Genomic DNA, 19,490 nt, shown 5'->3' on the forward strand with positions numbered 1-19,490 from the left:
GTTTCATTCGACGGCGCCCGTGGTTTCGGGCGCCGCGGACGGCGCAGCGGCTGCGCAGGGTCCGTCGAAGTGCTCGAGGCTCGCGCTGGTGCCCGACACGCGGTCCGGCAAGGCCGACAAATCGATGCTGCACTGGAGCGAATCCTGATCGCCCCATCGCACCGTCAGCAGTCGATTGGTCTCGGGCATGCGCGCAAAGATGCGACCGCCCTGCCCGACTGTCCCGACGTTGTCGCCGTTGGCGTCCCTGACTTCGGCGCCGAACGGCAGCGGGCCGCCATCCGGCAGGCGGCTGTCGACCAGCAGCGCGCGACCGGTGACCGTCTTGTATTGCAGCCTCACGACCGCGCCGGCGCGCGGTGCCACCTGCTGGCTCGAGGCCTGCAGTTCCACGTCGGTGGAGATGCCCTTGGGATCGATCGCGACTTCGTTCAACCGGTAGGGCGTCATGTAAGGGACGATGCCGAAGCCCTGGCCATCGAGGACCACGCCCGGATAGCTCTCGATTCGTGCCCCGCCTGCGCCCGGTGCCTCGACCAGTCCGATCGTCTCGCCGATGTACGGCGACAGCGTGAGCCCCCCGGCATGAAGCACCGCCGAGCCGCTGACGCCCAGCGAACCGCTGGTGTAGTCCCGGCCTTGCCCGTAGAACGCCTGAAGGTTCGCGTAGGGGCTGCGGTACTGGCCGTTGAGGGAACCGTTGGCGCCCTGCTGCTCCGCCTGTCCGGCCGCCACGCCCCAGGACAGCGCGTTGCCGGGGCCGGCCACCCCGCTCAGGGTTGCCTGGCTGGCGGTCGCGCCGTCGGCATTGCGGCTGAGGTTGAGCATGGCGTTGATCGGCGGCCTGTCGGCCTTGCCGAGAGGGATCGAAAGACTCGCCATGAACACGTTCGCCATCCGGCCGACAGCATCCCGCGATCGATTGATCGACAGGGCGTAGCTGATCGAGCCGAAGCTGTTGCTGTAGCTGAACTGGTATTGCATGTCGCGCTGACCCCGGTTCCAGTAGTCCTGGACGTAGCCGCTGAGGGAGAGCTGCCCGCCGCGTTCTCCCAGCGCCTGGCTGAAACTGAGCGACAGCCGATTGCGCGGCCGCCAGATCGAGTCGAACGCCAGCCCCCGTCGAACCGCGTCAGCGGCCAGCGCCGCATCGCTGAAACCGAAGAAACCGTCGGTCGAGAAGCGGGCCGCCGACACCGAGACGCTGCTGGCGAACTGCTCCAGGAACTTGCTGTAGCCCAGCCGCAGGCTTTGGCCCGACCGGCGCGCCTCGCCGATCTCCGAGCTGGCTGCGGTCAGGTCGGCCGACAGCGCCCCCACCGGCGTTGCCGCGGCCAGCCCCGCCAACGCTGCGCCGTAATGCTCGCTCACCTGGATGCCGCCGTAGCCGGTCAGGCGGTCGCTGAAGCCCCGCTGCAGCGTGCCCTGCAGGAAACCCGGCTGATCCATCAGGGCGGCATTGCGCAAGCGGCCGCCGGTCAGGCTGAACCGCGTGGTGCCCGGACGCAGCAAGCGCGGCACCGACACATAGGGCACTGAAAAAATGCGCTGGCGGCCGTCGGATTCGGTCACCGTCACCTCGAGGTCCCCGCCGTAGCCGGCCGGATTGAGGTCATTGATTTCGAAGGGACCAGGGGCCACCGGCGTGTCGTAGATGACCACCCCGCTCTGCCGGATGGTGACCCGCGCCTGGGTGGTGGCGATCCCGCGCACGACCGGTGCATAGCCGCGCTGCGAATCGGGCAGCATCCGGTCGTCCGAGGCCGCCTGCGCGCCGAGGAAGGGCACGGTATCGAAGATCTCGCCGCTGGTGTTGGCCTCGCCGATCGTGAGCCGGCCACGCAGCGCGCCGAGGTCACGCTGCACGTAGGTGTTCTGCGTCTGGTAGGTCGAGCCGCCCTGCGCTCGCCAGGACATGCTGCCGTTGTGGCGGAAGTTCCAGCCGCCGGCATTGAAGCCCAGGTTCAGCCCGAGGTAGGACGAGTCGAAGGATTGTCCGGCCGTGCGTTGGCGATAGTGGTTGAAGGAGTAGCCGAGCACGGCCGCCGTCACGCCCGCATCCCAGCCCGCAGGGTCCACATAGCCGCGCGGCGTCTTGCGCACCAGGGCCTGGGGGATGCTGGCGTCGAGCGACAGCGAGGAAGTGTCCAGGGTCAGCGTGGCATCGGGGATCAGGTCCTTGATCGACAGGCACGCCGGCCCGGCCAGCGAGAGCAGCGCCGCCTCGCTCATCTTCTCGAAGTCGACCGACATCCGCTCGAGCAATGCGCGCGTGACGCACAGTTGCGCCTCGTCCGGCCCGCGGATCGCCTTCACCGTGACTTCGGTGCGGCCAAGTCCCTTGCCGTTGACCGACAGGTCGACCCGGTACTCGCCGGGCGTCAGGGGATTGCCCTTGGCGAAGCGCGAGAAATCCGCCTTGGAACCGGCCGCCGCAGGGGCGAAGTCGTCGTTGAATTCGATCACGGCCAAGCCGTCGGCCGTGGCGGGCGCGCCTGGCTGCGCGAGAGCCAGCGGCATCGGGCCGAACACGAAGATCAACGCCGCACTCAGGCGGCTCAACGGCCACGAGGGCAAGGCGCCTCGGGAAAAAGCTCGCATCTTTGTCTGTATCCATCGCATGGCAGCCGAAAAGAGCTGCGCCACGCCCGCCCCTGGAGGCGGGTCGTCGTGAAAGTCGGGAGGCCCGGTGCCTAAGGCGGCACCGGCAGAAATCGATTCAGCCGCTCAGGGCGGCGTGTCCGGCTGGGCGGCCTGGGTCTCGACGCGGGCTGCGGGTTCGACCTCTCTGTCGACCGGGGCGCCGTAGTCGTTGATCGCGGTGAAGCGGATCCGGGGTGCGGCATCGGGCTTCGATTTCAGCCCGGCCAACGGAAAGCGCAGGCTGTCGTGCGGCGCGACCATGCCACGCTCGGTTTCGTAGGTCCGGTCGCCGAAGGCGACGGATGCCCTGGACACGCTGACGTGGTAGGCCGATGGGTTCTCGGCCTTCAGGTCGTATCCGTTGCCGGCCTCGTTCGCAGTCAATTGCCAGCGCAATCCGGCGATCGCTTCATTGGAGTCGCCGGGCAGCCCCTCGGGCCGGAAGAATATCTTTATCCGCGAGCGAAATGCCATCTGCAGAATATTCCGGCTGTCCCGAACCTCGGCGTCGGGCCGCGGCGGAATCTCAAGGACATTGAGCCAGAAAACCGACTCCCGATCCTGCGGCAGCGGCTCCTTGGTATAGGTCATTCGCACCGACTGCCCCTTGCCCGGATCGATTCTGAATATCGGCGGCAATAGCGCGAACGGCATCGACTTTTCCTGGGCACTGGTTTTTTCATTGCCATCGTCGATCCAGCTCTGGACCAGCGCCGGCAATGCGCCGGTATTGTTCAATTTAACCGTGACTTCGCGCTCTTCGGCCGGATAGACGACACGAGTGCCGGTAATGACGATGGCCGCATGCGAAAGGCCGCATGCGAAGGCGGACAGGACCAGGAGCCGGCGCACGCCGGTGCGAAAGTGATTTTTCATTGAGTCTGCTCGAAGTCGTTCGCACGGGCGCGCCGGCGGGGGCGCGCCGAGGCGCCCGCGCGCCAGGGCGGGCGGGCGCGGTCGACCTTATTGGTAGTCGATCGTGTAGGTGACCGAGCTGGTCACGAGGCCGGCGGTGGAGGCACCCGTCGCGTAGTAGCGGACGCCGTAAGGCAGATCCACAGCGCCGCCGGAGATGGTCCCGTGGACGTTGTTGGTGCGCTGGGATGCGTCACCCACGTTGATCGGAGCATTGCTGCCGTCGACATCGAGCAGTTGCAATTGCACGTTGTCGGCGCCGCCGACCGCCATGTTCTTCAGCCGACCCGTGACATCCACGGTCGTGCCCTGCTCGAAGAAGGCGGCGGCCGTGCCCGGGGTGGCCAGGCAATCCTTGAGACCGATGGTGAAGCGCGTCTCGCCAGCAACGTCGCCGAGGTTGGCCAAGGCACCCTGGGTGACGTGCGGCAGCGATACGTTGGTCCCCGGCATCAGGGTCGTGGCCTGGCCGTTGACGGTCACGTTGCAGGTCTGGGCCACCACCTCGCCGTCGAAATTGATCCGGCCCGATGCATGGGCGGAAAAAGCAAAAACCGAGGCGCTGGCAACGAGGGTCGACAGAATGATTTTCTTCATGGTAATTCCATATTGAAGTTGACAATGCGTGCAAGGGGAGGCGTTGGCCGCCCCATCTTTTGATTAAAAATCAATTGTCAATGCCACCCGGCATTGATGCACGGCGTGGATTCTAATCATCGAACCGAAGCCGGTCGGCGCGGAAAATTCTGATAGAGCGAGCAGAAAATTGGAAATCCATAAAACCATCAATTAACCTCGATGGTGTAATAAAACAGGAACTCATTAACCAGCGGTAACATCGACGCAAGAAATCCGCTCGTCATCAATTCAATTGAATCAAGATCAAGCCTGCCGCGGTCTTCATTGGTAAAATCGACACCCTCAGTACTTCACTTTGTAACTGTCATCAATTGCGCGCGTTTTCCGGCAGCTATATTCGTAGAAATAGAAATCAAAACACGGGGACGGATGTACGCGCTGAAAGACCATCAATGGATGTTGATCAAGAACCTGCTGCCCGGGCGCCGCGGTCATGTCGGCGTGACAGCGAAAGACAACCGGCTGTTCGTCGAGGCCGTGCTGTACCGCTATCGCACCGGGATTCCGTGGCGCAACCTGCCGCCGCGCTTCGGTGATTTCCGGGTCGTGCACCTGCGCTATACGCGATGGCGCAGCAGCGGCGCCTGGCTGCCGGTGGTGGAGGCCCTGACTCGGGATGCCGACAACCCCTTCAGGACGATCGATGCGACCCTCATGCAGCCGCGGCGGCGCCGATCGACGTCACTGCCGCTGCCGAGGCCCGGCGAGCCGGCCGTCCCATCGCTGTCCGATCCGGAAAATCGCCTCGTGCAGGACCTCGATGCGGCAACTCGGTGCGAGATCGACCACAATCGCCCCTGTTTTTAGCAACGAAAGGTTTTTCACATGATCCGTTCCGATGACACCGGCAAGCTCGTCCTGCGTCTGGCCCTGGGTATCCTGATCCTGCTTCACGGCATCTCGAAGCTCAGCAATGGCGTTGGCTTCGTCGAGGGCATGCTGACGTCGCATGGCCTGCCGGGCGCCCTCGCCTACCTGGTCTACGTGGGCGAGTTGCTGGCGCCGGTGCTGCTGATCATCGGTGTCTACACCCGTCCGGCGGCCTGGATCACGGTCATCAACATGCTGGTCGCCATCTGGCTGGTCCACCTCAAGGACCTGACGGTCATCGGCAAGTCGGGCGGCTGGGCGCTCGAACTGCAGGGCATGTTCCTGTTCGCCGCGCTGGCGGTGGCCTTCCTGGGCGCCGGGCGCTTCAGCCTGGGCGGCACCGGCGGACGACTGAACTAGCTTGAAAGCGACTTCGATGGCGCGACGCGCCGCGCCATCGAAGTCGCGGCTACCCGCCGTGCGCTTTGCGGGTTCGCCGATGCAGCGCGAACTGCAGGGCCGGCATTCCCAGCAGTACCAGCACGCCAAGAATGATCAGTGCGGCGACAGGCGAGCCCGGCAACGCGGACAAGAGGAACACGATCGAAGCGCCCCCCAGGCTCTGGATTCCGCCGTACAAGGCCGCGGCATGGAATCTCTCGTCGGGTGCGACATCGAACGCCAAGGTTGCGGAAATCGGAAGCACGATGCAGAAGAAGACGACGACCATCACGGCAAAAGCCAGAAACAGCGACACGCTGTCTGCGTAGGCGGAAGCCAGAAGTGCCAGGATTCCCAGGGCCAGGAAACCCCATGCGGCGCCCATCCTGTGCTGCCAGTCAAATCTTCCGGCGGCCTTTCCTGAAAGATGGAAGGCCAGGACCTCGACGGCGTCTTTTTTGCGCACGATCCTGGTGAATGCACCGGCCTTTCGGGTTGGCGCATCAGGCGCCTCCGTTCTTTCGCGTCGACCCCGTGTTGATCGCGGCAGAAACAGCACCATCGAAGCCGCGCAGCGATGTGCACGCCGATACGGATCCCACCGCATTGGCGGAGAACATCAGCAACAGGATGAGTAGCTGCTCGGGCTCCCCGGCATTGGCAAATCGCGGAGCAAGAAACTGGGTGCCGGCAAAAATCAAGAATCCCATGGACAGGATTCGCTGAAAGTCTCCGAACCCGATGCCGAAGGATTCGACGATGAAGGGAGAAAGGGGGATCAATGCATCGAACAAGACGCCGCACGCCACGATGCGCAGAACGATGGGTGTTGCGCCCGAAATCGATGCAACGGCCCTCGTCTCATTGTTCAACCTTCAGTCATCCTCGCCTGCATCGAGCCCCGGAAACAGCACCTCGGTGAAGCCGAAGCGCGAGAAGTCGCGCACCCGCATCGGATACAGCTTGCCCAGCAGGTGGTCGACTTCGTGCTGGACGACCCGGGCATGGAACCCGCTCACCGTGCGATCGATCGGGTCCCCGTACGGGTCGAAGCCGGTGTAGCGGATGTTCGCGAAGCGAGGCACCACGCCGCGCAGGCCCGGCACCGACAGGCAGCCCTCCCAGCCCTCTTCCTCCTCGTCCCCGATCGGCGTGACGACCGGGTTCAGCAGCACCGTGCGCGGGACGATCGGCGCATCCGGATAGCGCGGGTTCACCGTGTCGGTGCCGAAGATCACGAGTTGCTGGTCGACCCCGATCTGCGGCGCCGCGAGCCCGGCGCCATTGACCGAATACATGGTCTCGAACATGTCGCGCACCAGCAGGTGCAACTCGTCGGTGTCGAAGGCGGCGACCGGCTGCGCGATGCGCAGCAGCCGGGGGTCGCCCATCTTGAGGATTTCGCGGATGGCCATGCGCGATTATCGCGGTGGCCTAGCGTCGTCCGTAGTACCTGCCGTAGTACCCGGGCCGACCGTAGTAGCCCGGATGCCCGTAGTAGCCGGCCCGGCCGTAGTAGCCGGGCCACCCCGGATAGCGGTAGCCGCCGTAGTAGCCGCCCCAACCGTAGTAGCCGGCGGCGCCGATATAGACCGATGGCGCCACCACGACCGGGTCGGCGTAGTAGGGATAGGCGGCGCCCGCATAGTACGGACCGGGCGCCACGCAGCCGCCGAGCAGGGCGGCGCCCCCCACGGCGATGGCGGCCGACACAGAACGAAATCGCTTCATCCGGACCTCCTGGGTCATCTTCGATTCAACGGCCGGCGCGCCCGCCTGTTGACCGGGAAAACGAAACTATCTCAGGATAGTCCTTGGGCGAGGATCTCCAGCATCTGCGCTTCGTCGATCACGGTCACACCGAGGTCGCGCGCCTTGTCCAGCTTGCTGCCGGCCTCGGCGCCGGCTACCACGTAATCGGTCTTCTTGCTCACCGAGCCCGCCACCTTGGCGCCGGCCTCTTCGAGTTTGTCCTTCGCCTCGTCGCGACCCAGCGTAGGAAGCGTACCGGTAATGACGAAGGTTTTTCCCGCCAGCGGCCTGGGCGCGCGGGCGGCGGGCTCGCTCTCTTCCCAGTGGACGCCGCAGGCGCGCAGCTGCTCGACCACCTCGCGGTTGTGCGGTTGGTCGAAAAAGGTGCGCAGGCTGGTCGCGACCACCGGACCGACGTCGTTGACTTCGAGCAATTGCTCCTCGCTCGCGTCCATGATGGCATCGAGCTTGCCGAAATGCTTCGCCAGGTCCTTGGCCGTGCTCTCGCCCACGTGCCGGATGCCGAGCCCGAACAGGAAGCGCGGCAGCGTGGTCTTCTTCGACGCCTCCAGCGCCGCGACGATGTTGTTGGCCGACTTGTCGGCCATGCGGTCCAGGCCGGCCAGCGTCGTGAAGCCCAGCTTGTAGAGGTCGGGCAGCGTGCGGATCAGCTCGGCATCGACCAGCTGCTCGACCAGCTTGTCGCCCAGGCCCTCGATGTCGAGCGCGCGCCGGGCCGCGAAATGCAGGATCGCTTCCTTGCGCTGGGCGCTGCAGAAGAGCCCGCCGGTGCAGCGATAGTCGACCTCGCCCTCCTCGCGCAGCGCGTCCGAACCGCAGACCGGGCACTTGTGCGGCATCGTGAAGACCGGGCCGCGCTCGGCTTCGGGCCGAGCCGCGCTCTCGGGCAGCACGCCGACCACCTCGGGAATCACGTCGCCGGCGCGCCGGACGATCACGGTGTCGCCCACGCGCACGTCCTTGCGCCGGGTCTCGTCCTCGTTGTGCAAGGTGGCGTTGGTCACGGTCACGCCGCCGACGAACACCGGCGCCAGCTTGGCCACCGGCGTGAGCTTGCCGGTGCGCCCGACCTGGATCTCGATCGCCAGCACCTCGGTGAGCTGTTCCTGGGCCGGGTACTTGTGGGCGACCGCCCAGCGCGGCTCGCGCGAGACGAAGCCTAGCTGCCGCTGCAGCGCGAGGCTGTCGACCTTGTAGACCACGCCGTCGATGTCGTAGGGCAGCGTGTCGCGCTGGCGGCCGATGGTCTCGTGGAAGGCGATCAGCTCGATGGCACCACGGGCGCGTGCGGTCTGCGTCGCCACCGGGAAGCCCCAGGCGCTGAACTGCTGCAGCCAGTCGAACTGGGTCGGGCAGTCCGGCCCGCCCTGCTCGGGCGGCGTCACCTCGCCCAGGCCGTAGGCGAAGAAGCTCAGCGGCCGCTGGGCCGCGATCGCCGGATCGAGCTGGCGCACCGCGCCCGCTGCCGCGTTGCGCGGATTGACGAAGACCTTCTCGTTCTTCTGGCCGCCCGCGATCTTCTCGCGCTGGCGTTCGTTGAGCGCGTCGAAGTCGTCGCGCCGCATGTAGACCTCGCCGCGGACCTCGACCACCGGCGGTATGGCCGATGGGTCGCCCTGCAGGCGCAGCGGGATCTGCTGCACCGTGCGGATGTTCTGGGTCACTTCCTCGCCGATCTCGCCGTCGCCGCGGGTCGCCGCCTGCACCAGCACGCCGTCCTCGTAGCGCAGGTTCAGTGCCAGGCCGTCGAACTTCAGCTCGCAGACGTATTCGACCTGGGGCCCGTCCTCGGCCAGTCCGAGCTCCTTGCGGACCCGGGCGTCGAAGGCACTGGCACCGGCGGGCGTGATGTCGGTCTCGGTGCGGATCGACAGCATCGGCACCTTGTGGCGCACCTTGGCGAAGCCGTCGAGCGGCTTGCCGCCGACCCGCTGGGTCGGCGAATCGGGGGTGCGAAGTTCGGGAAATTCGGCCTCCAGGGCCTGCAGCCGCTGGAACAGCCGGTCGTACTCGGCGTCCGGCAGTTCGGGCGCGTCGAGCACGTAGTAGAGATGGGCATGGCGGTGCAGCTGCTCGCTGAGCGCAGCGGCCTCGCGCACTGCGTCTTCGCGCGTGGTCATGGGGATCTCCGGACTAGCTGAACAAACGCCGCGCCAGCGGCGAGCCGGCCGACAGGTCGCGCGTGTCGAGCGTGTCGTAGAGCTGCTCGAGGTCGACGCCGATGGCATCCATGGTCTCGTCGCGCAGCGGCTGGCCGTCGCTGTCGGTGACCACGCCGTCCATCTCGCGCGCCAGCGCGGCGGCCGACTCGCGCATGCGCTCGAAGGGGCGCTCCGCGCGGTCGACCTGCGGCACGTCGAGGCTCAGGGTCAGCTCGCGGATCGCCGACTGCGCCGGATCGTCGGCCAGCGCGGCCTGGGTATCGAAGGACAGCCCGAGGATCGGCGGCAGCCCCTGCTCGCCCGCCGGCAGCACCATGCGCCCCGGGATGATGCCGGCCACGAAGCCGAGGCGGGAAGCGTTCTGCTGCACGTAGCCGGGGCTCCAGGCCGCATGGCGGGCGCGCAGCACGAAGCTCAGCTGGGCATCGTGCGAACTCGCGAACTGGTCGAGCTCGCGGGCCCGCGCCACCTCGTCGAGCATCTCGGGAAACTCGGGCGCGCCGTTGAGGGCATCGGCAAAGGCCTGGGCCTTGACCACGAACTCGGAGTATTCGATCTCGTTGAGCGCGCCGGTGCGGTTGGCCATCTGCACGCCGACCTGGAAGGCGCCATAGCGCTGCCCGGCCACCGCCGGCTCCCAGTCGCCGGTGAACTCGTTGAGCCCCTCGACCGCCACCGGCTTGCTGCCGGCGCGCCGGGTCGCCGGCATGGCCGCGATCGCGGCGTCGCCGGAGGCCAGGCCGTCGAGCGACACCGGGGCGATGATGTCGATCAGCGGATCGAGGCCGCCGCGGCGCTCGGCCGACGGTGCCGTCAGCGCGCTCGGCGCCGGCAGGTCCGGATCGAACAGCGGCTCGTGCCGCTCGTTGCCGGGGACCTGGTGCGGATCGACATGCAGCACGGGCTCGAGCTCGCCCTTTGGGGCGGCCTCGGGCGCGGCCGGTTCGCTGCTGGCGGGCGCGTCGGGCTGCTTCGGCGCATTGCGGCGCGACATCCAGGTGTTGTAGCCGACCACGGTGGCGAGAACCAGTCCGCCGAGGATGGCGAGGGCGACGGTGAGATTGCTCATGGGCCGCCGGTGCTCAGACGCCGCAGGGCCGCCCCAAGGCGGCTGAGGCCCCCTCGGGGGGCAGCGACACACGAAGTGAGGAGCGTGGGGGCCATCAGGCGGCTTCGACCATGGACACGGCCGATTCCATGTCGACGGCCACGATGCGCGAGACGCCCTGCTCCTGCATGGTCACGCCGATCAGCTGCTCGGCCATCTCCATGGCGATCTTGTTGTGGCTGATGAAGAGGAACTGGGTTTCGCGGCTCATGGCTGTGACGAGTTTGGCATAGCGTTCGGTGTTGGCGTCGTCGAGCGGCGCGTCCACTTCGTCCAGCAGGCAGAACGGCGCCGGGTTCAACTGGAAGATCGCGAACACCAGCGCGATCGCGGTCAGCGCCTTCTCGCCGCCCGACAGCAGGTGGATGGTCTGGTTCTTCTTGCCCGGCGGCTGGGCCATGACCTGCACGCCGGAGTCGAGGATCTCGTCGCCGGTCATCATGAGCTTGGCATTGCCGCCGCCGAAGAGCTCCGGGAACATCCGGCTGAAGTGCTCGTTGACGATCTTGAAAGTGCCGCCCAGCAGGTCGCGGGTCTCGGCGTCGATCTTGCGGATCGCGTCCTCGAGCGTGCCGATGGCCTCGTTCAGGTCGGCCGACTGGGCATCGAGGAAGGTCTTGCGCTCGCTGGCGACGGCCAGTTCCTCGAGCGCCGCCAGGTTGACCGCGCCGAGCGCAGCCACTTCGCGGTTGAGCCGGTCGATCTCGCCCTGCAGGCCGGTGAGCCGGACCTTGTCGGTCTCGATCGACAGCGCGACCGCTTCGAGATCGGCCTCGGCGTCGGCCAGCAGCTGCTGGTATTGCTCGAAGCCCAGCCGCGCGGCCTGCTCCTTGAGCTGGAAGTCGGTGATGCGCTGGCGCAGCGGGTCGAGCTCGCGCTCGAGCTGCAGCCGGCGCTCGTCGCTGGCGCGCAGCTTGATCGTCAGGTCGTCGTACTGGCTGCGCGAGGCACCGAGCGCAGTCTCGCGTTCGAGCTTGAGCGACAGCGCGTCCTGCAGCCCGGCCTGCGCGGCGGCGTCGGACAGGCGGCCGAGTTCGGCGCGCGCGCGTTCTTCTTCGTCGGTCAGGGCGACGATCTGCTGGCTGGCGGTCTCGATCGCGCGGCTCAGCTCGCCGCGGCGTGCTTCCAGGGTGCGCTGCGCGAAGGTGGCTTCCTGCGCCTGGCGCTCGAGGCTGCGATGCTGTTCTCGGCTGGCCGTGAGCGCACGGCCGGCCTCGATGACTTTTTCATCGAGCTGCGCATGGCGTTCCTGGCTGTCGGCGAGCTGCATGTCGAGCTCTTCGAAGCGCGACTCGGCGGCGATGCGCTTTTCCTGCAACTCCTCGAGCTGCGCCGTCACCTCGCCCAAGTCGTTCGACAGCTGTTCGCTGCGGGCGCGCGTCTGCTCGGCCAATTGCGACAGGCGCAGTGTCTCGACCTGCAGCGCGTGCGCCTGCGACTGGGTCTCGGCCGCCTCGCGACGCGCCGCGACCAGGCGCTGGGCGGCATCGCCGTAGGCCGCCTCGGCACGGGCCAGCGCGGTGCGCGACTCGTCGGCGATCAGGGTCTGGGCGCGCAGCTGGCGCTCCAGGTTCTCCATTTCCTGCTGGCGTGCCAGCAGGCCGGCCTGTTCCGAATCCTGGGCATAGAAGCTGACGCTGTGGGCGGTGACCGCATGGCCGCTCTTGATGTAGATCACCTCGCCGGGCTGCAGCTTGTCGCGCTGCGCCAGCGCCTCTTCGAGGCTGGTGGCCGTGAAGCAGCCGTGCAGCCATTCGGCCAGCAGCGCCTGCTGGCCGGCGTCGGCCAGACGCAGCAGGTCGGACAGCCGCGGCAGCGTCGAAGCGCCCGGCGGCAGGCCCGCCAGCGGCGGCGAATAGAAGGCCAGCTTGGCCGGCGGCGCATCGGCGGCGAAGGCCCGGACCATGTCGAGCCGGCTGACTTCGAGCGCGCCCATGCGCTCGCGCAAGGCCGACTCGAGCGCGTCTTCCCAGCCGAGCTCGATGTGGATGCGGCTCCAGAGCCCCTGCAGGCTTTCGAGCCCGTGCTTGGCGAGCCAGGGCGCGAGCTTGCCGTCGGTCTTGACCTTCTCCTGCAAGGCCTTGAGCGCCTCCAGCCGCGCCGACAGGTCGGCGTGGCGCGCCCCTTCGGCGTTGACGGCCTGCTGCCGCGTGCGCCGGTCGTCGTCGAGCTGCGGCACGGCTTCCTGCAGTTCCTGCAGGCGCGCATCGGATTCGGCCGCCGCCTCCTGGACCATCGCCAGCTGCTCCTGCTGCTCGCGCAAGCGCCCCTCGTCGGGCGCCGCGAGCGCGTTCTGGTCGGTGCGCAGCCGCTCGGCGCGCAGGTTGAGCTGGCGGCTCTGGTCCTCGATGTTGCGCTGGTCGGCGGCCAGCACCTGGATCTGCTGCTGCACCTGCACCACCGTCGCGCGCTGGGCGTTGGCCTCGTTCTGGGCCCGCTGCTGCGCGTCCTCGAGCTCGGGCATGCGGGCGTCGTGCTCCTCGAGCTGGGCGGCCAGCAGTTCGGCCTGCTCCTCGGCGTTCACGCCCTGGCCGGCCAGGGTCTCGATCTCGGCCTCGGCGTCGTCGCGCCGGGTGCCCCATTGCCCCATCTGCTCGCGCAGCTGCACCAGCCGCTGCTCGACCCGCTGGCGGCCCTCGACCACGAAGCGGATCTCGCCTTCGAGCCGGCCGACCTCGGCGCTGGCTTCGTAGAGCTTGCCCTGGGCCTGGTTGACCTGGTCGCCGGCCGCGTAGTGGGCCTGGCGCACGGTCTCGAGCTCGGCCTCGATATGGCGCAGGTCGGCGGTGCGCGATTCGAGGTCGTTGATCGCGCGCTCGGCGTCGGCCTTGACCTTGGCCTGGTCGGCCTCGCTCTCGGTGCGCTTCAGGAACCACAGCTGGTGTTGCTTGCGGGTGGCGTCGCCGGTCAGCTGGTTGTAGCGCGCCGCCACCTCGGCCTGCTTCTCGAGCCGCTCCAGGTTGCTGTTGAGCTCGCGCAGGATGTCCTCGACCCGCGTCAGGTTCTCGCGCGTGTCGCCGAGCCGGTTCTCGGTCTCGCGGCGGCGCTCCTTGTACTTCGAGACGCCGGCGGCCTCTTCGAGGAACAGGCGCAGTTCCTCGGGCTTGGATTCGATGATCCGGCTGATCGTGCCCTGGCCGATGATCGCGTAGGCGCGCGGCCCCAGGCCGGTGCCGAGGAACACGTCCTGCACGTCGCGCCGGCGCACCGGCTGGTTGTTGATGTAGTAGCTGGAGTTGCCGTCGCGCGTCAGCACCCGCTTGACCGCGATCTCGGCGAACTGCGCCCACTGGCCGCCCGCGCGGTGGTCGGCGTTGTCGAACACCAGTTCGACGCTGGAGCGGCTGGCCTGCTTGCGGGTGGTCGTGCCGTTGAAGATCACGTCCTGCATCGACTCGCCGCGCAACTCGGAGGCCCGCGATTCGCCGAGCACCCAGCGCACGGCATCCATGATGTTCGACTTGCCGCAGCCGTTGGGACCGACCACCCCGACCAGCTGGCCGGGAAGCAGGAAATTGGTGGGTTCGGCGAAGGACTTGAAGCCCGAGAGCTTGATGGAATTGAGACGCACGTCAGGTCGGCCCTAAGCCAGTTGTTTTGCCAAGGTTGGGTGCCAAGGTGTTGATTTGTAAGCAGATTCCGGCGGCTGGCACGTCCAGGCCAGGCCGCCACCTGAGGCGAGGATGATAACGTGCGGACCATGCGCGTTTCCCCTCTTTCCCCGTGTCTTGCTCGCCGTACGTGGCTCATCGGCAGCAGCGCAGCGGCCCTGGCCCTCGCGGCCTGTGGCTCCACCCAGCGCGCCGAACCCTATGCCGGCAACGAATGGCTCCAGAGCGGCGCGAACCGCATCGCCAACCTGGCCTTGCGCGACAACCTGCAGTCGGTGCGGCGTGTGCAGATCTCGCTCTATCGACGCAATCCGCGCGAATGGCGCAAGTGGTGCGGCAGCGCCGACGAGGCGATCCAGCGCACCTGGGAATCGATCTCGCAGAACGCGCCGCTGCCGCAGTTGCATGGCGCCTATGGCATCGACGCCGTCCGCCTGGCGTTCGAAACCGCACCCAAGCCCTTCGAGGGCGACCGCGTCGCTGCGCTGGTGGTCGGCTGGGCGGCGCTGCTCAAGCAGGCCAACGGCGACACCTGGGAGCAGAACATGCTCGACGGCGTCAGCGCCGAGAACAGCTTCCGGGCGGCGCGCAACTTCGAGATCTCGCTGTGGCTGATCGGTTCGAAGACCGGCCCCGACGGGCAGCCGCTGCTGCTGGCCACCGAGATCAGCGAGCGCGGGCGCAACCTGCTGGTCGACCGCGAGCTGTCCAAGGTGGTGGCGCGGCTGGACCTGCTGGCGGCGCAGGCCGACGAGAAGTACCGGCGCGCGGCGCTCGACTTCAGCCAGAACTGGTTCTTGGGGAGCCTGGGGCCGTTCCTGTCGATGGTGCCGAAGTGAGGTTCCTGGCCGGGGGGGCGGGCTCATGCCGACGGTGTACTCTGCTCCGCGAATGTCCCCCGGCCTTCGGCCTCCTCCTTTATTTCGCTGCGCAGAGCACACCATCGGCGTGAGCCGTCACGGCCGTTATTGGTCGACCGGAACCACCTGGTGCTACCCGTGCCGAGGGCGCCGGGTGGCCCCCGCAGCGAAGTAAAGGAGGAGGCCGCAGGCCGGGGGACATGAGCGGAGGGGGCCACCCGGTGCCCTCGGCACGCGCCCCGAACAGCCATGGCGCGATCCTTGCGGGCGTTACGCAAGAGGGGTGCCGATGGTCGGACAGCACCAAGTCCCCGCCAGCCCCGCACCTAGAATCGATCGCAGTTTTCATCCCACTCTCGCAGGAACCTCATGAGCTCCATCAATTTCATCGGCGGCGAAAAAGGCGGTGTCGGCAAGTCGGTCACGGCGCGGGTGCTGGCGCAGTATTTCATCGACCACAGCCGGCCTTTCGTGGGCTTCGACACGGACCGTTCGCACAGCTCTTTCACCCGTTTCTACGAGGGCTTCGCGTCGCAGGTGGTGGTGGACAGCTTCGAGGGCCTGGACACGGTGGTCAACGGCTTCGAAACCAATCCGCAGCAGAGCGTAATCGTCGACCTTGCGGCCCAGACGCTGGCGCCGCTGTCGCGCTGGATCAAGGAGTCGGACCTGTTCGACGTCTTCGCCGAACTCGGCGTGGCGGTGAATTTCTGGCACGTGCTGGACGACGGCAAGGATTCCAGCGACCTGCTCGGCACCCTGATCGACACCTTCGGCGACCGGCCGAACTACATCGTGGTGCAGAACTACGGGCGCGGCAACGACTTCGGCCTGCTGCTCGGATCGCAGTCGCTCAGCAAGGCCACGGCGCACGGCGCACGCGTGATCGCCCTGCCCCGGCTGCACGACGCCAGCATGCGCAAGATCGATGCGCGCAATACGAGCTTCTGGAAGGCCGTCAACGACCGCGAGGGCCCGCACGCGCTGGGGCTGCTCGAGCGCCAGCGCGTGAAGACCTGGCTGGCGACGGCCTACGCGGCCTTCGACACCCTGCCCCTGTAGACCTCAGCGGGCGGTCTTGAGCGCCGGCCGGATGGGCGGCCGGCGGAACGACCGCGCCAGCAGCACCAGCAGCGCCAGCCCGAACCCCGTGAAGGCGATGAACGACCAGTTGGCGATCGACAGGCCAAGGAAGGTCCAGTCGATCTGCGAGCAGTCGCCGGCGCCGCGGAAGATCATCGGCAGCGCGCGCTGCAGCGGAAAGGTCTCGATCATTCCGTAGATGTCGCGCCCGCACGAGACCACCTCCGGCGGATACCACTGCAGCCAGCTCTGGCTCGCCGCCGTATAGGCGCCGCCCACGGCCGCGACCAGGGCCGTCAGGATGGCGGCGATGCGCAGTGCCTTGCTGCCGCTGGCCGCGCCGAGCCCGGTGAACACGGCCACCAGCACCAGCGCATAGCGCTGCACGACGCACATCGGGCACGGCTCGAGGCCCACCACATGCTGCAGGTACATGCCGAAGGCCAGCATCGCGATGCAGGCCACGCAGATCAGCGCCAGGGCGCGCCTCGGCGCGCCGAAATACCAGTCGAACAACTTCAAGGTGAAACCCAATCCTCTACGAACACCCTGGCCTTGCGCGGCGTGGCGACCACCTTGTCGCCCTCGCCAAGACCAAGGTCCCGGAACTGTTGCGCAGGGAGTTGCGCCTCGATGATGGTTCCGGAGCCCGGATTATCTGGATTCGATTCGACCGGTTCTAGTTCCAGCCGCGCGATCGGTCCGACCACGATGGCACGGGTCAGGGTCGCGACGATGCCGCTGGCGCCCGGCGCATAGCGCGCCACGTCGAGGTCGTGCGGCCGCACATAGGCCAGCGCCTTGCCGTCTCGCAAGCCCTGCTGGTCGGGGGTGTCGAGCCGAATGCCTTCGACCTGCACCTCGCCCTCGAGCGAACGGCCATGGAACAGGTTGACGTCGCCCAGGAAACCGTAGACGAAGGGGCTCGCCGGGTGGTCCCAGACCTCCTGGGGCGAGCCGACCTGCTCGATGCGGCCGCTGTTCATCAGGACCACGCGGTCGGCCACTTCGAGCGCCTCTTCCTGGTCGTGGGTGACGAAGATGCTGGTCACGTGCAGTTCGTCGTGCAGCCGGCGCAGCCAGCGGCGCAATTCCTTGCGCACCTTGGCGTCGAGCGCGCCGAAGGGCTCGTCGAGCAGCAGCACCTTGGGCTCGACCGCCAGCGCGCGGGCCAGGGCGATGCGCTGGCGCTGGCCGCCCGACAACTGGGCCGGATAGCGGTCGGCCAGCCAGTCGAGCTGCACCAGCTTGAGCAGGTCGTGCACCTTGGTCTTGATCTGCGCCTCGCTCGGGCGCAGGCCGCGCGGTTTGACCCGCAGGCCGAAGGCGACGTTCTCGAACACCGTCATGTGGCGGAACAGCGCGTAGTGCTGGAACACGAAGCCGACCTGGCGCTCGCGCACATGGACATCGGTGGTGTCCTCGCCCGCGAAAAGGATGCTGCCGGTGCCGGCGGTCTCCAGGCCCGCGATGATCCGAAGCAAGGTGGTCTTGCCGCAGCCCGAAGGCCCCAGCAGCGCGACCAGTTCGCCCGAGGCCACGTCCAGGCTGACATCCCGCAGGGCGTGGAAATCACCGAATTGTTTGCTGACGTTTCTGATTTCGATGCTCATGATTTCTCTCTTTCAGGCGGCCGGCGTGGGACGCTCGGGCGGAAGCTCCGCGATCGCCTTCATCTCGCGCTCGTGGCGCCATTCGATGACCGACTTGATCACCAGCGTGACCAGCGCCAGGATGGCCAGCAGCGAGGCCACCGCGAAGGCGGCCACCGACTGGTATTCGTTGTAGAGCACTTCGACGTGCAGCGGCATGGTGTTGGTCTGGCCGCGGATGTGGCCCGAGACCACCGACACCGCGCCGAACTCGCCCATCGCCCGGGCGTTGCACAGGATCACCCCGTACAGCAGGCCCCACTTGATGTTGGGCAAGGTGACGCGCCAGAAGGTCTGCCAGCCAGTCGCACCGAGCACGATCGCCGCCTGCTCCTCGTCGGTGCCCTGCGCCTGCATCAGCGGGATCAGCTCGCGGGCGATGAACGGGAAGGTCACGAACACGGTCGCCAGCACGATGCCGGGCACGGCGAAGATGATCTTGATGTCGTGTGCCTGCAGCCAGGGGCCGAACCAGCCCTGAGCGCCGAACACCAGCACGTAGATCAGGCCCGCCACCACCGGCGACACCGCGAACGGCAGGTCGACCAGCGTCGTCAGGACCGCCTTGCCGCGGAACTCGAACTTGGCGATGGCCCAGGCCGCGGCGACGCCGAAGACCAGGTTCAACGGCACCGCGATCGCAGCCGTCAGCAGGGTCAGCCGGATCGCCGCCCAGGCATCGGGCTCCTTGAGCGCCTCGAGGTAGGCGCCGACGCCCTTGCGCAGCGCCTCGGCCGCTACCGCCGCCAGCGGCAGCACCAGGAACAGGAACATGAAGGCCAGCGCAATGCCGATCAAGGTGCGGCGGACCCAGGCCGACTCGGTGGTGCCGGCCTGCACGCGGCGGATGGTTTTCGAAGGTGCGCTCATGGCTCAAGCCTCCGACCGGCGCCGCTTCCAACCCTGCAGGCCGTTGATGACCAGCAGCAGAAGGAACGAGATCACCAGCATCACCAGCGCCACCGCGGTGGCGCCCGCATAGTCGTACTGCTCGAGCTTGCCGATGATGATCAGCGGCGTGATCTCCGAGATCATCGGCATGTTGCCGGCGATGAAGATCACCGAGCCGTATTCGCCGATCGCCCGCGCGAAGGCCATCGCGAAGCCGGTCAGCAGCGCCGGCATGATCGACGGCAGGATCACCTTGGTGAAGGTCTGCAGCCGGGTCGCGCCGAGGCTGGTGGCGGCCTCTTCGAGTTCCTTCTCGGTGTCTTCGAGCACCGGCTGCACCGTGCGCACCACGAACGGCAGGCCGATGAAGATCAGCGCGATCACGACGCCCGCCGGCGTGAAGGCCAGCTTGATGCCGAGCGGTTCGAGGAACTGGCCGACCCAGCCGTTGCCGGCCAACAGTGCGGTCAGCGAGATGCCGGCCACCGCGGTGGGCAGCGCGAACGGCAGGTCGACCAGCGCGTCGACGATGCGCTTGCCCGGGAACTTGTAGCGCACCAGCACCCAGGCCACCAGCAGCCCGAACACCAGGTTGACCAGTGCCGCGATCAGCGAGGCGCCGAAGGTCAGCCGGTACGAAGCCATCACGCGCGGCGCGGTCACCGCCACCCAGAACTGCTCCCAGCTCATGGTGAAGGTCTTGAAGACCAGCGCCGACAGCGGGATCAGCACGATCAGGCTCAGGTAGAGCACCGCGTAGCCGAGCGTGAGGTGGAAGCCGGGCAGCACGCGGCGCGAAACGCCGCGGACCGCGCCAGACGCCAGCGGCGCTGCCGCGGACGACAGCGCCGATGTAGCAGCACCGCTCATCGTGCCCCCACGCTCAGCGCTGGCGCGTCATC

Annotated in this window: 17 protein-coding genes and 1 pseudogene; 4 read left to right on the top strand and 14 right to left on the bottom strand. The window is 67.4% G+C overall.

The window, feature by feature from the left end:
• Positions 1–3: 3 nt before the first annotated feature.
• From QTI68_RS32670 to QTI68_RS32680, 3 genes are all read right to left on the bottom strand, one after another.
• Positions 4–2,601 (bottom strand): fimbria/pilus outer membrane usher protein, encoded by a 2,598-nt coding sequence (locus QTI68_RS32670; RefSeq protein WP_286527662.1) that lies wholly within the window; start codon positions 2,599–2,601, stop codon positions 4–6.
• Positions 2,602–2,727: 126 nt separating this feature from the next.
• The gene (locus tag QTI68_RS32675; protein ID WP_286527664.1) at positions 2,728–3,519 is read right to left on the bottom strand and encodes a fimbrial biogenesis chaperone; all 792 of its coding nucleotides are present in this window, start codon (positions 3,517–3,519) and stop codon (positions 2,728–2,730) included.
• Positions 3,520–3,606: 87 nt separating this feature from the next.
• Positions 3,607–4,155 (bottom strand): fimbrial protein, encoded by a 549-nt coding sequence (locus tag QTI68_RS32680; protein WP_286527666.1) that lies wholly within the window; start codon positions 4,153–4,155, stop codon positions 3,607–3,609.
• Between the two features lie 411 nt (positions 4,156–4,566).
• Here QTI68_RS32680 and QTI68_RS32685 point away from each other — a divergent pair.
• Positions 4,567–4,866 (top strand): annotated as a pseudogene (locus QTI68_RS32685) (transposase); the annotation flags it as partial.
• Between the two features lie 156 nt (positions 4,867–5,022).
• Positions 5,023–5,427, top strand: coding sequence for a DoxX family protein (locus QTI68_RS32690; RefSeq protein ID WP_286527668.1), 405 nt, complete (start codon positions 5,023–5,025; stop codon positions 5,425–5,427).
• 49 nt (positions 5,428–5,476) lie between these two features.
• Here the strand turns inward: QTI68_RS32690 and QTI68_RS32695 are convergent, their stop codons facing one another.
• From QTI68_RS32695 to smc, 7 genes are all read right to left on the bottom strand, one after another.
• Positions 5,477–5,914: a hypothetical protein gene (locus QTI68_RS32695; protein WP_286527671.1), complete on the bottom strand. Its 438-nt coding sequence runs from the start codon at positions 5,912–5,914 to the stop codon at positions 5,477–5,479.
• 37 nt (positions 5,915–5,951) lie between these two features.
• A complete protein-coding gene (locus QTI68_RS32700) occupies positions 5,952–6,320 on the bottom strand; it encodes a hypothetical protein (RefSeq protein WP_286527673.1) in 369 nt (122 codons plus the stop codon).
• A 3-nt stretch (positions 6,321–6,323) separates the two neighbouring features.
• The gene (gene def / locus QTI68_RS32705) at positions 6,324–6,863 is read right to left on the bottom strand and encodes a peptide deformylase (RefSeq protein ID WP_286527675.1); all 540 of its coding nucleotides are present in this window, start codon (positions 6,861–6,863) and stop codon (positions 6,324–6,326) included.
• Positions 6,864–6,882: 19 nt separating this feature from the next.
• Entirely contained in the window at positions 6,883–7,179 is a 297-nt protein-coding gene (locus QTI68_RS32710; protein ID WP_286527676.1) for a hypothetical protein, read from the bottom strand.
• A 71-nt stretch (positions 7,180–7,250) separates the two neighbouring features.
• Positions 7,251–9,341 (bottom strand): NAD-dependent DNA ligase LigA, encoded by a 2,091-nt coding sequence (ligA, locus tag QTI68_RS32715; RefSeq protein WP_286527680.1) that lies wholly within the window; start codon positions 9,339–9,341, stop codon positions 7,251–7,253.
• A 13-nt stretch (positions 9,342–9,354) separates the two neighbouring features.
• Complete coding sequence (locus tag QTI68_RS32720; RefSeq protein WP_286527682.1) at positions 9,355–10,452, bottom strand: cell division protein ZipA C-terminal FtsZ-binding domain-containing protein; 1,098 nt, start codon at positions 10,450–10,452, stop codon at positions 9,355–9,357.
• A gap of 94 nt (positions 10,453–10,546) precedes the next feature.
• Positions 10,547–14,062 carry a chromosome segregation protein SMC gene (gene smc, locus QTI68_RS32725; RefSeq protein WP_286527684.1) on the bottom strand — a complete coding sequence of 1,172 codons (3,516 nt, stop codon included), beginning with the start codon at positions 14,060–14,062 and terminating at the stop codon, positions 10,547–10,549.
• A gap of 129 nt (positions 14,063–14,191) precedes the next feature.
• Between smc and QTI68_RS32730 the strand changes: the two genes are divergently transcribed.
• Both QTI68_RS32730 and QTI68_RS32735 read left to right on the top strand, forming a co-directional pair.
• Positions 14,192–14,941: a hypothetical protein gene (locus tag QTI68_RS32730; RefSeq protein ID WP_286527686.1), complete on the top strand. Its 750-nt coding sequence runs from the start codon at positions 14,192–14,194 to the stop codon at positions 14,939–14,941.
• A gap of 390 nt (positions 14,942–15,331) precedes the next feature.
• Positions 15,332–16,024 carry a P-loop NTPase family protein gene (locus tag QTI68_RS32735; RefSeq protein WP_286527688.1) on the top strand — a complete coding sequence of 231 codons (693 nt, stop codon included), beginning with the start codon at positions 15,332–15,334 and terminating at the stop codon, positions 16,022–16,024.
• A gap of 3 nt (positions 16,025–16,027) precedes the next feature.
• Here the strand turns inward: QTI68_RS32735 and QTI68_RS32740 are convergent, their stop codons facing one another.
• The 4 genes from QTI68_RS32740 to cysT are packed head-to-tail and all read right to left on the bottom strand — an operon-like array spanning position 16,028 to position 19,458.
• The gene (locus QTI68_RS32740; RefSeq protein WP_286527809.1) at positions 16,028–16,561 is read right to left on the bottom strand and encodes a disulfide bond formation protein B; all 534 of its coding nucleotides are present in this window, start codon (positions 16,559–16,561) and stop codon (positions 16,028–16,030) included.
• A gap of 2 nt (positions 16,562–16,563) precedes the next feature.
• A complete protein-coding gene (locus tag QTI68_RS32745) occupies positions 16,564–17,658 on the bottom strand; it encodes a sulfate/molybdate ABC transporter ATP-binding protein (RefSeq protein ID WP_286527690.1) in 1,095 nt (364 codons plus the stop codon).
• A 12-nt stretch (positions 17,659–17,670) separates the two neighbouring features.
• Complete coding sequence (cysW, locus tag QTI68_RS32750; RefSeq protein WP_286527693.1) at positions 17,671–18,567, bottom strand: sulfate ABC transporter permease subunit CysW; 897 nt, start codon at positions 18,565–18,567, stop codon at positions 17,671–17,673.
• Positions 18,568–18,570: 3 nt separating this feature from the next.
• Positions 18,571–19,458, bottom strand: a complete 888-nt coding sequence (gene cysT, locus QTI68_RS32755) for a sulfate ABC transporter permease subunit CysT (protein ID WP_286509119.1) — start codon at positions 19,456–19,458, stop codon at positions 18,571–18,573.
• Positions 19,459–19,490: the final 32 nt, after the last annotated feature.

Source organism: Variovorax sp. J31P207, assembly GCF_030316965.1.
Classification (GTDB): Bacteria; Pseudomonadota; Gammaproteobacteria; order Burkholderiales; family Burkholderiaceae_C; genus Variovorax; species Variovorax ginsengisoli_B.

What these genes read in the sequence shown, in the direction of transcription:
- QTI68_RS32675 (WP_286527664.1), bottom strand. Translation starts at nt 3,519, where the DNA reads ATGAAAAATCACTTTCGCACCGGCGTGCGCCGGCTCCTGGTCCTGTCC.
- def (WP_286527675.1), bottom strand. Translation starts at nt 6,863, where the DNA reads ATGGCCATCCGCGAAATCCTCAAGATGGGCGACCCCCGGCTGCTGCGC.
- QTI68_RS32720 (WP_286527682.1), bottom strand. Translation starts at nt 10,452, where the DNA reads ATGAGCAATCTCACCGTCGCCCTCGCCATCCTCGGCGGACTGGTTCTC.
- cysT (WP_286509119.1), bottom strand. Translation starts at nt 19,458, where the DNA reads ATGAGCGGTGCTGCTACATCGGCGCTGTCGTCCGCGGCAGCGCCGCTG.
- ligA (WP_286527680.1), bottom strand. Translation starts at nt 9,341, where the DNA reads ATGACCACGCGCGAAGACGCAGTGCGCGAGGCCGCTGCGCTCAGCGAG.
- cysW (WP_286527693.1), bottom strand. Translation starts at nt 18,567, where the DNA reads ATGAGCGCACCTTCGAAAACCATCCGCCGCGTGCAGGCCGGCACCACC.
- QTI68_RS32745 (WP_286527690.1), bottom strand. Translation starts at nt 17,658, where the DNA reads ATGAGCATCGAAATCAGAAACGTCAGCAAACAATTCGGTGATTTCCAC.
- QTI68_RS32690 (WP_286527668.1), top strand. Translation starts at nt 5,023, where the DNA reads ATGATCCGTTCCGATGACACCGGCAAGCTCGTCCTGCGTCTGGCCCTG.
- QTI68_RS32730 (WP_286527686.1), top strand. Translation starts at nt 14,192, where the DNA reads ATGCGCGTTTCCCCTCTTTCCCCGTGTCTTGCTCGCCGTACGTGGCTC.
- QTI68_RS32680 (WP_286527666.1), bottom strand. Translation starts at nt 4,155, where the DNA reads ATGAAGAAAATCATTCTGTCGACCCTCGTTGCCAGCGCCTCGGTTTTT.
- QTI68_RS32710 (WP_286527676.1), bottom strand. Translation starts at nt 7,179, where the DNA reads ATGAAGCGATTTCGTTCTGTGTCGGCCGCCATCGCCGTGGGGGGCGCC.
- QTI68_RS32735 (WP_286527688.1), top strand. Translation starts at nt 15,332, where the DNA reads ATGAGCTCCATCAATTTCATCGGCGGCGAAAAAGGCGGTGTCGGCAAG.
- QTI68_RS32670 (WP_286527662.1), bottom strand. Translation starts at nt 2,601, where the DNA reads ATGCGAGCTTTTTCCCGAGGCGCCTTGCCCTCGTGGCCGTTGAGCCGC.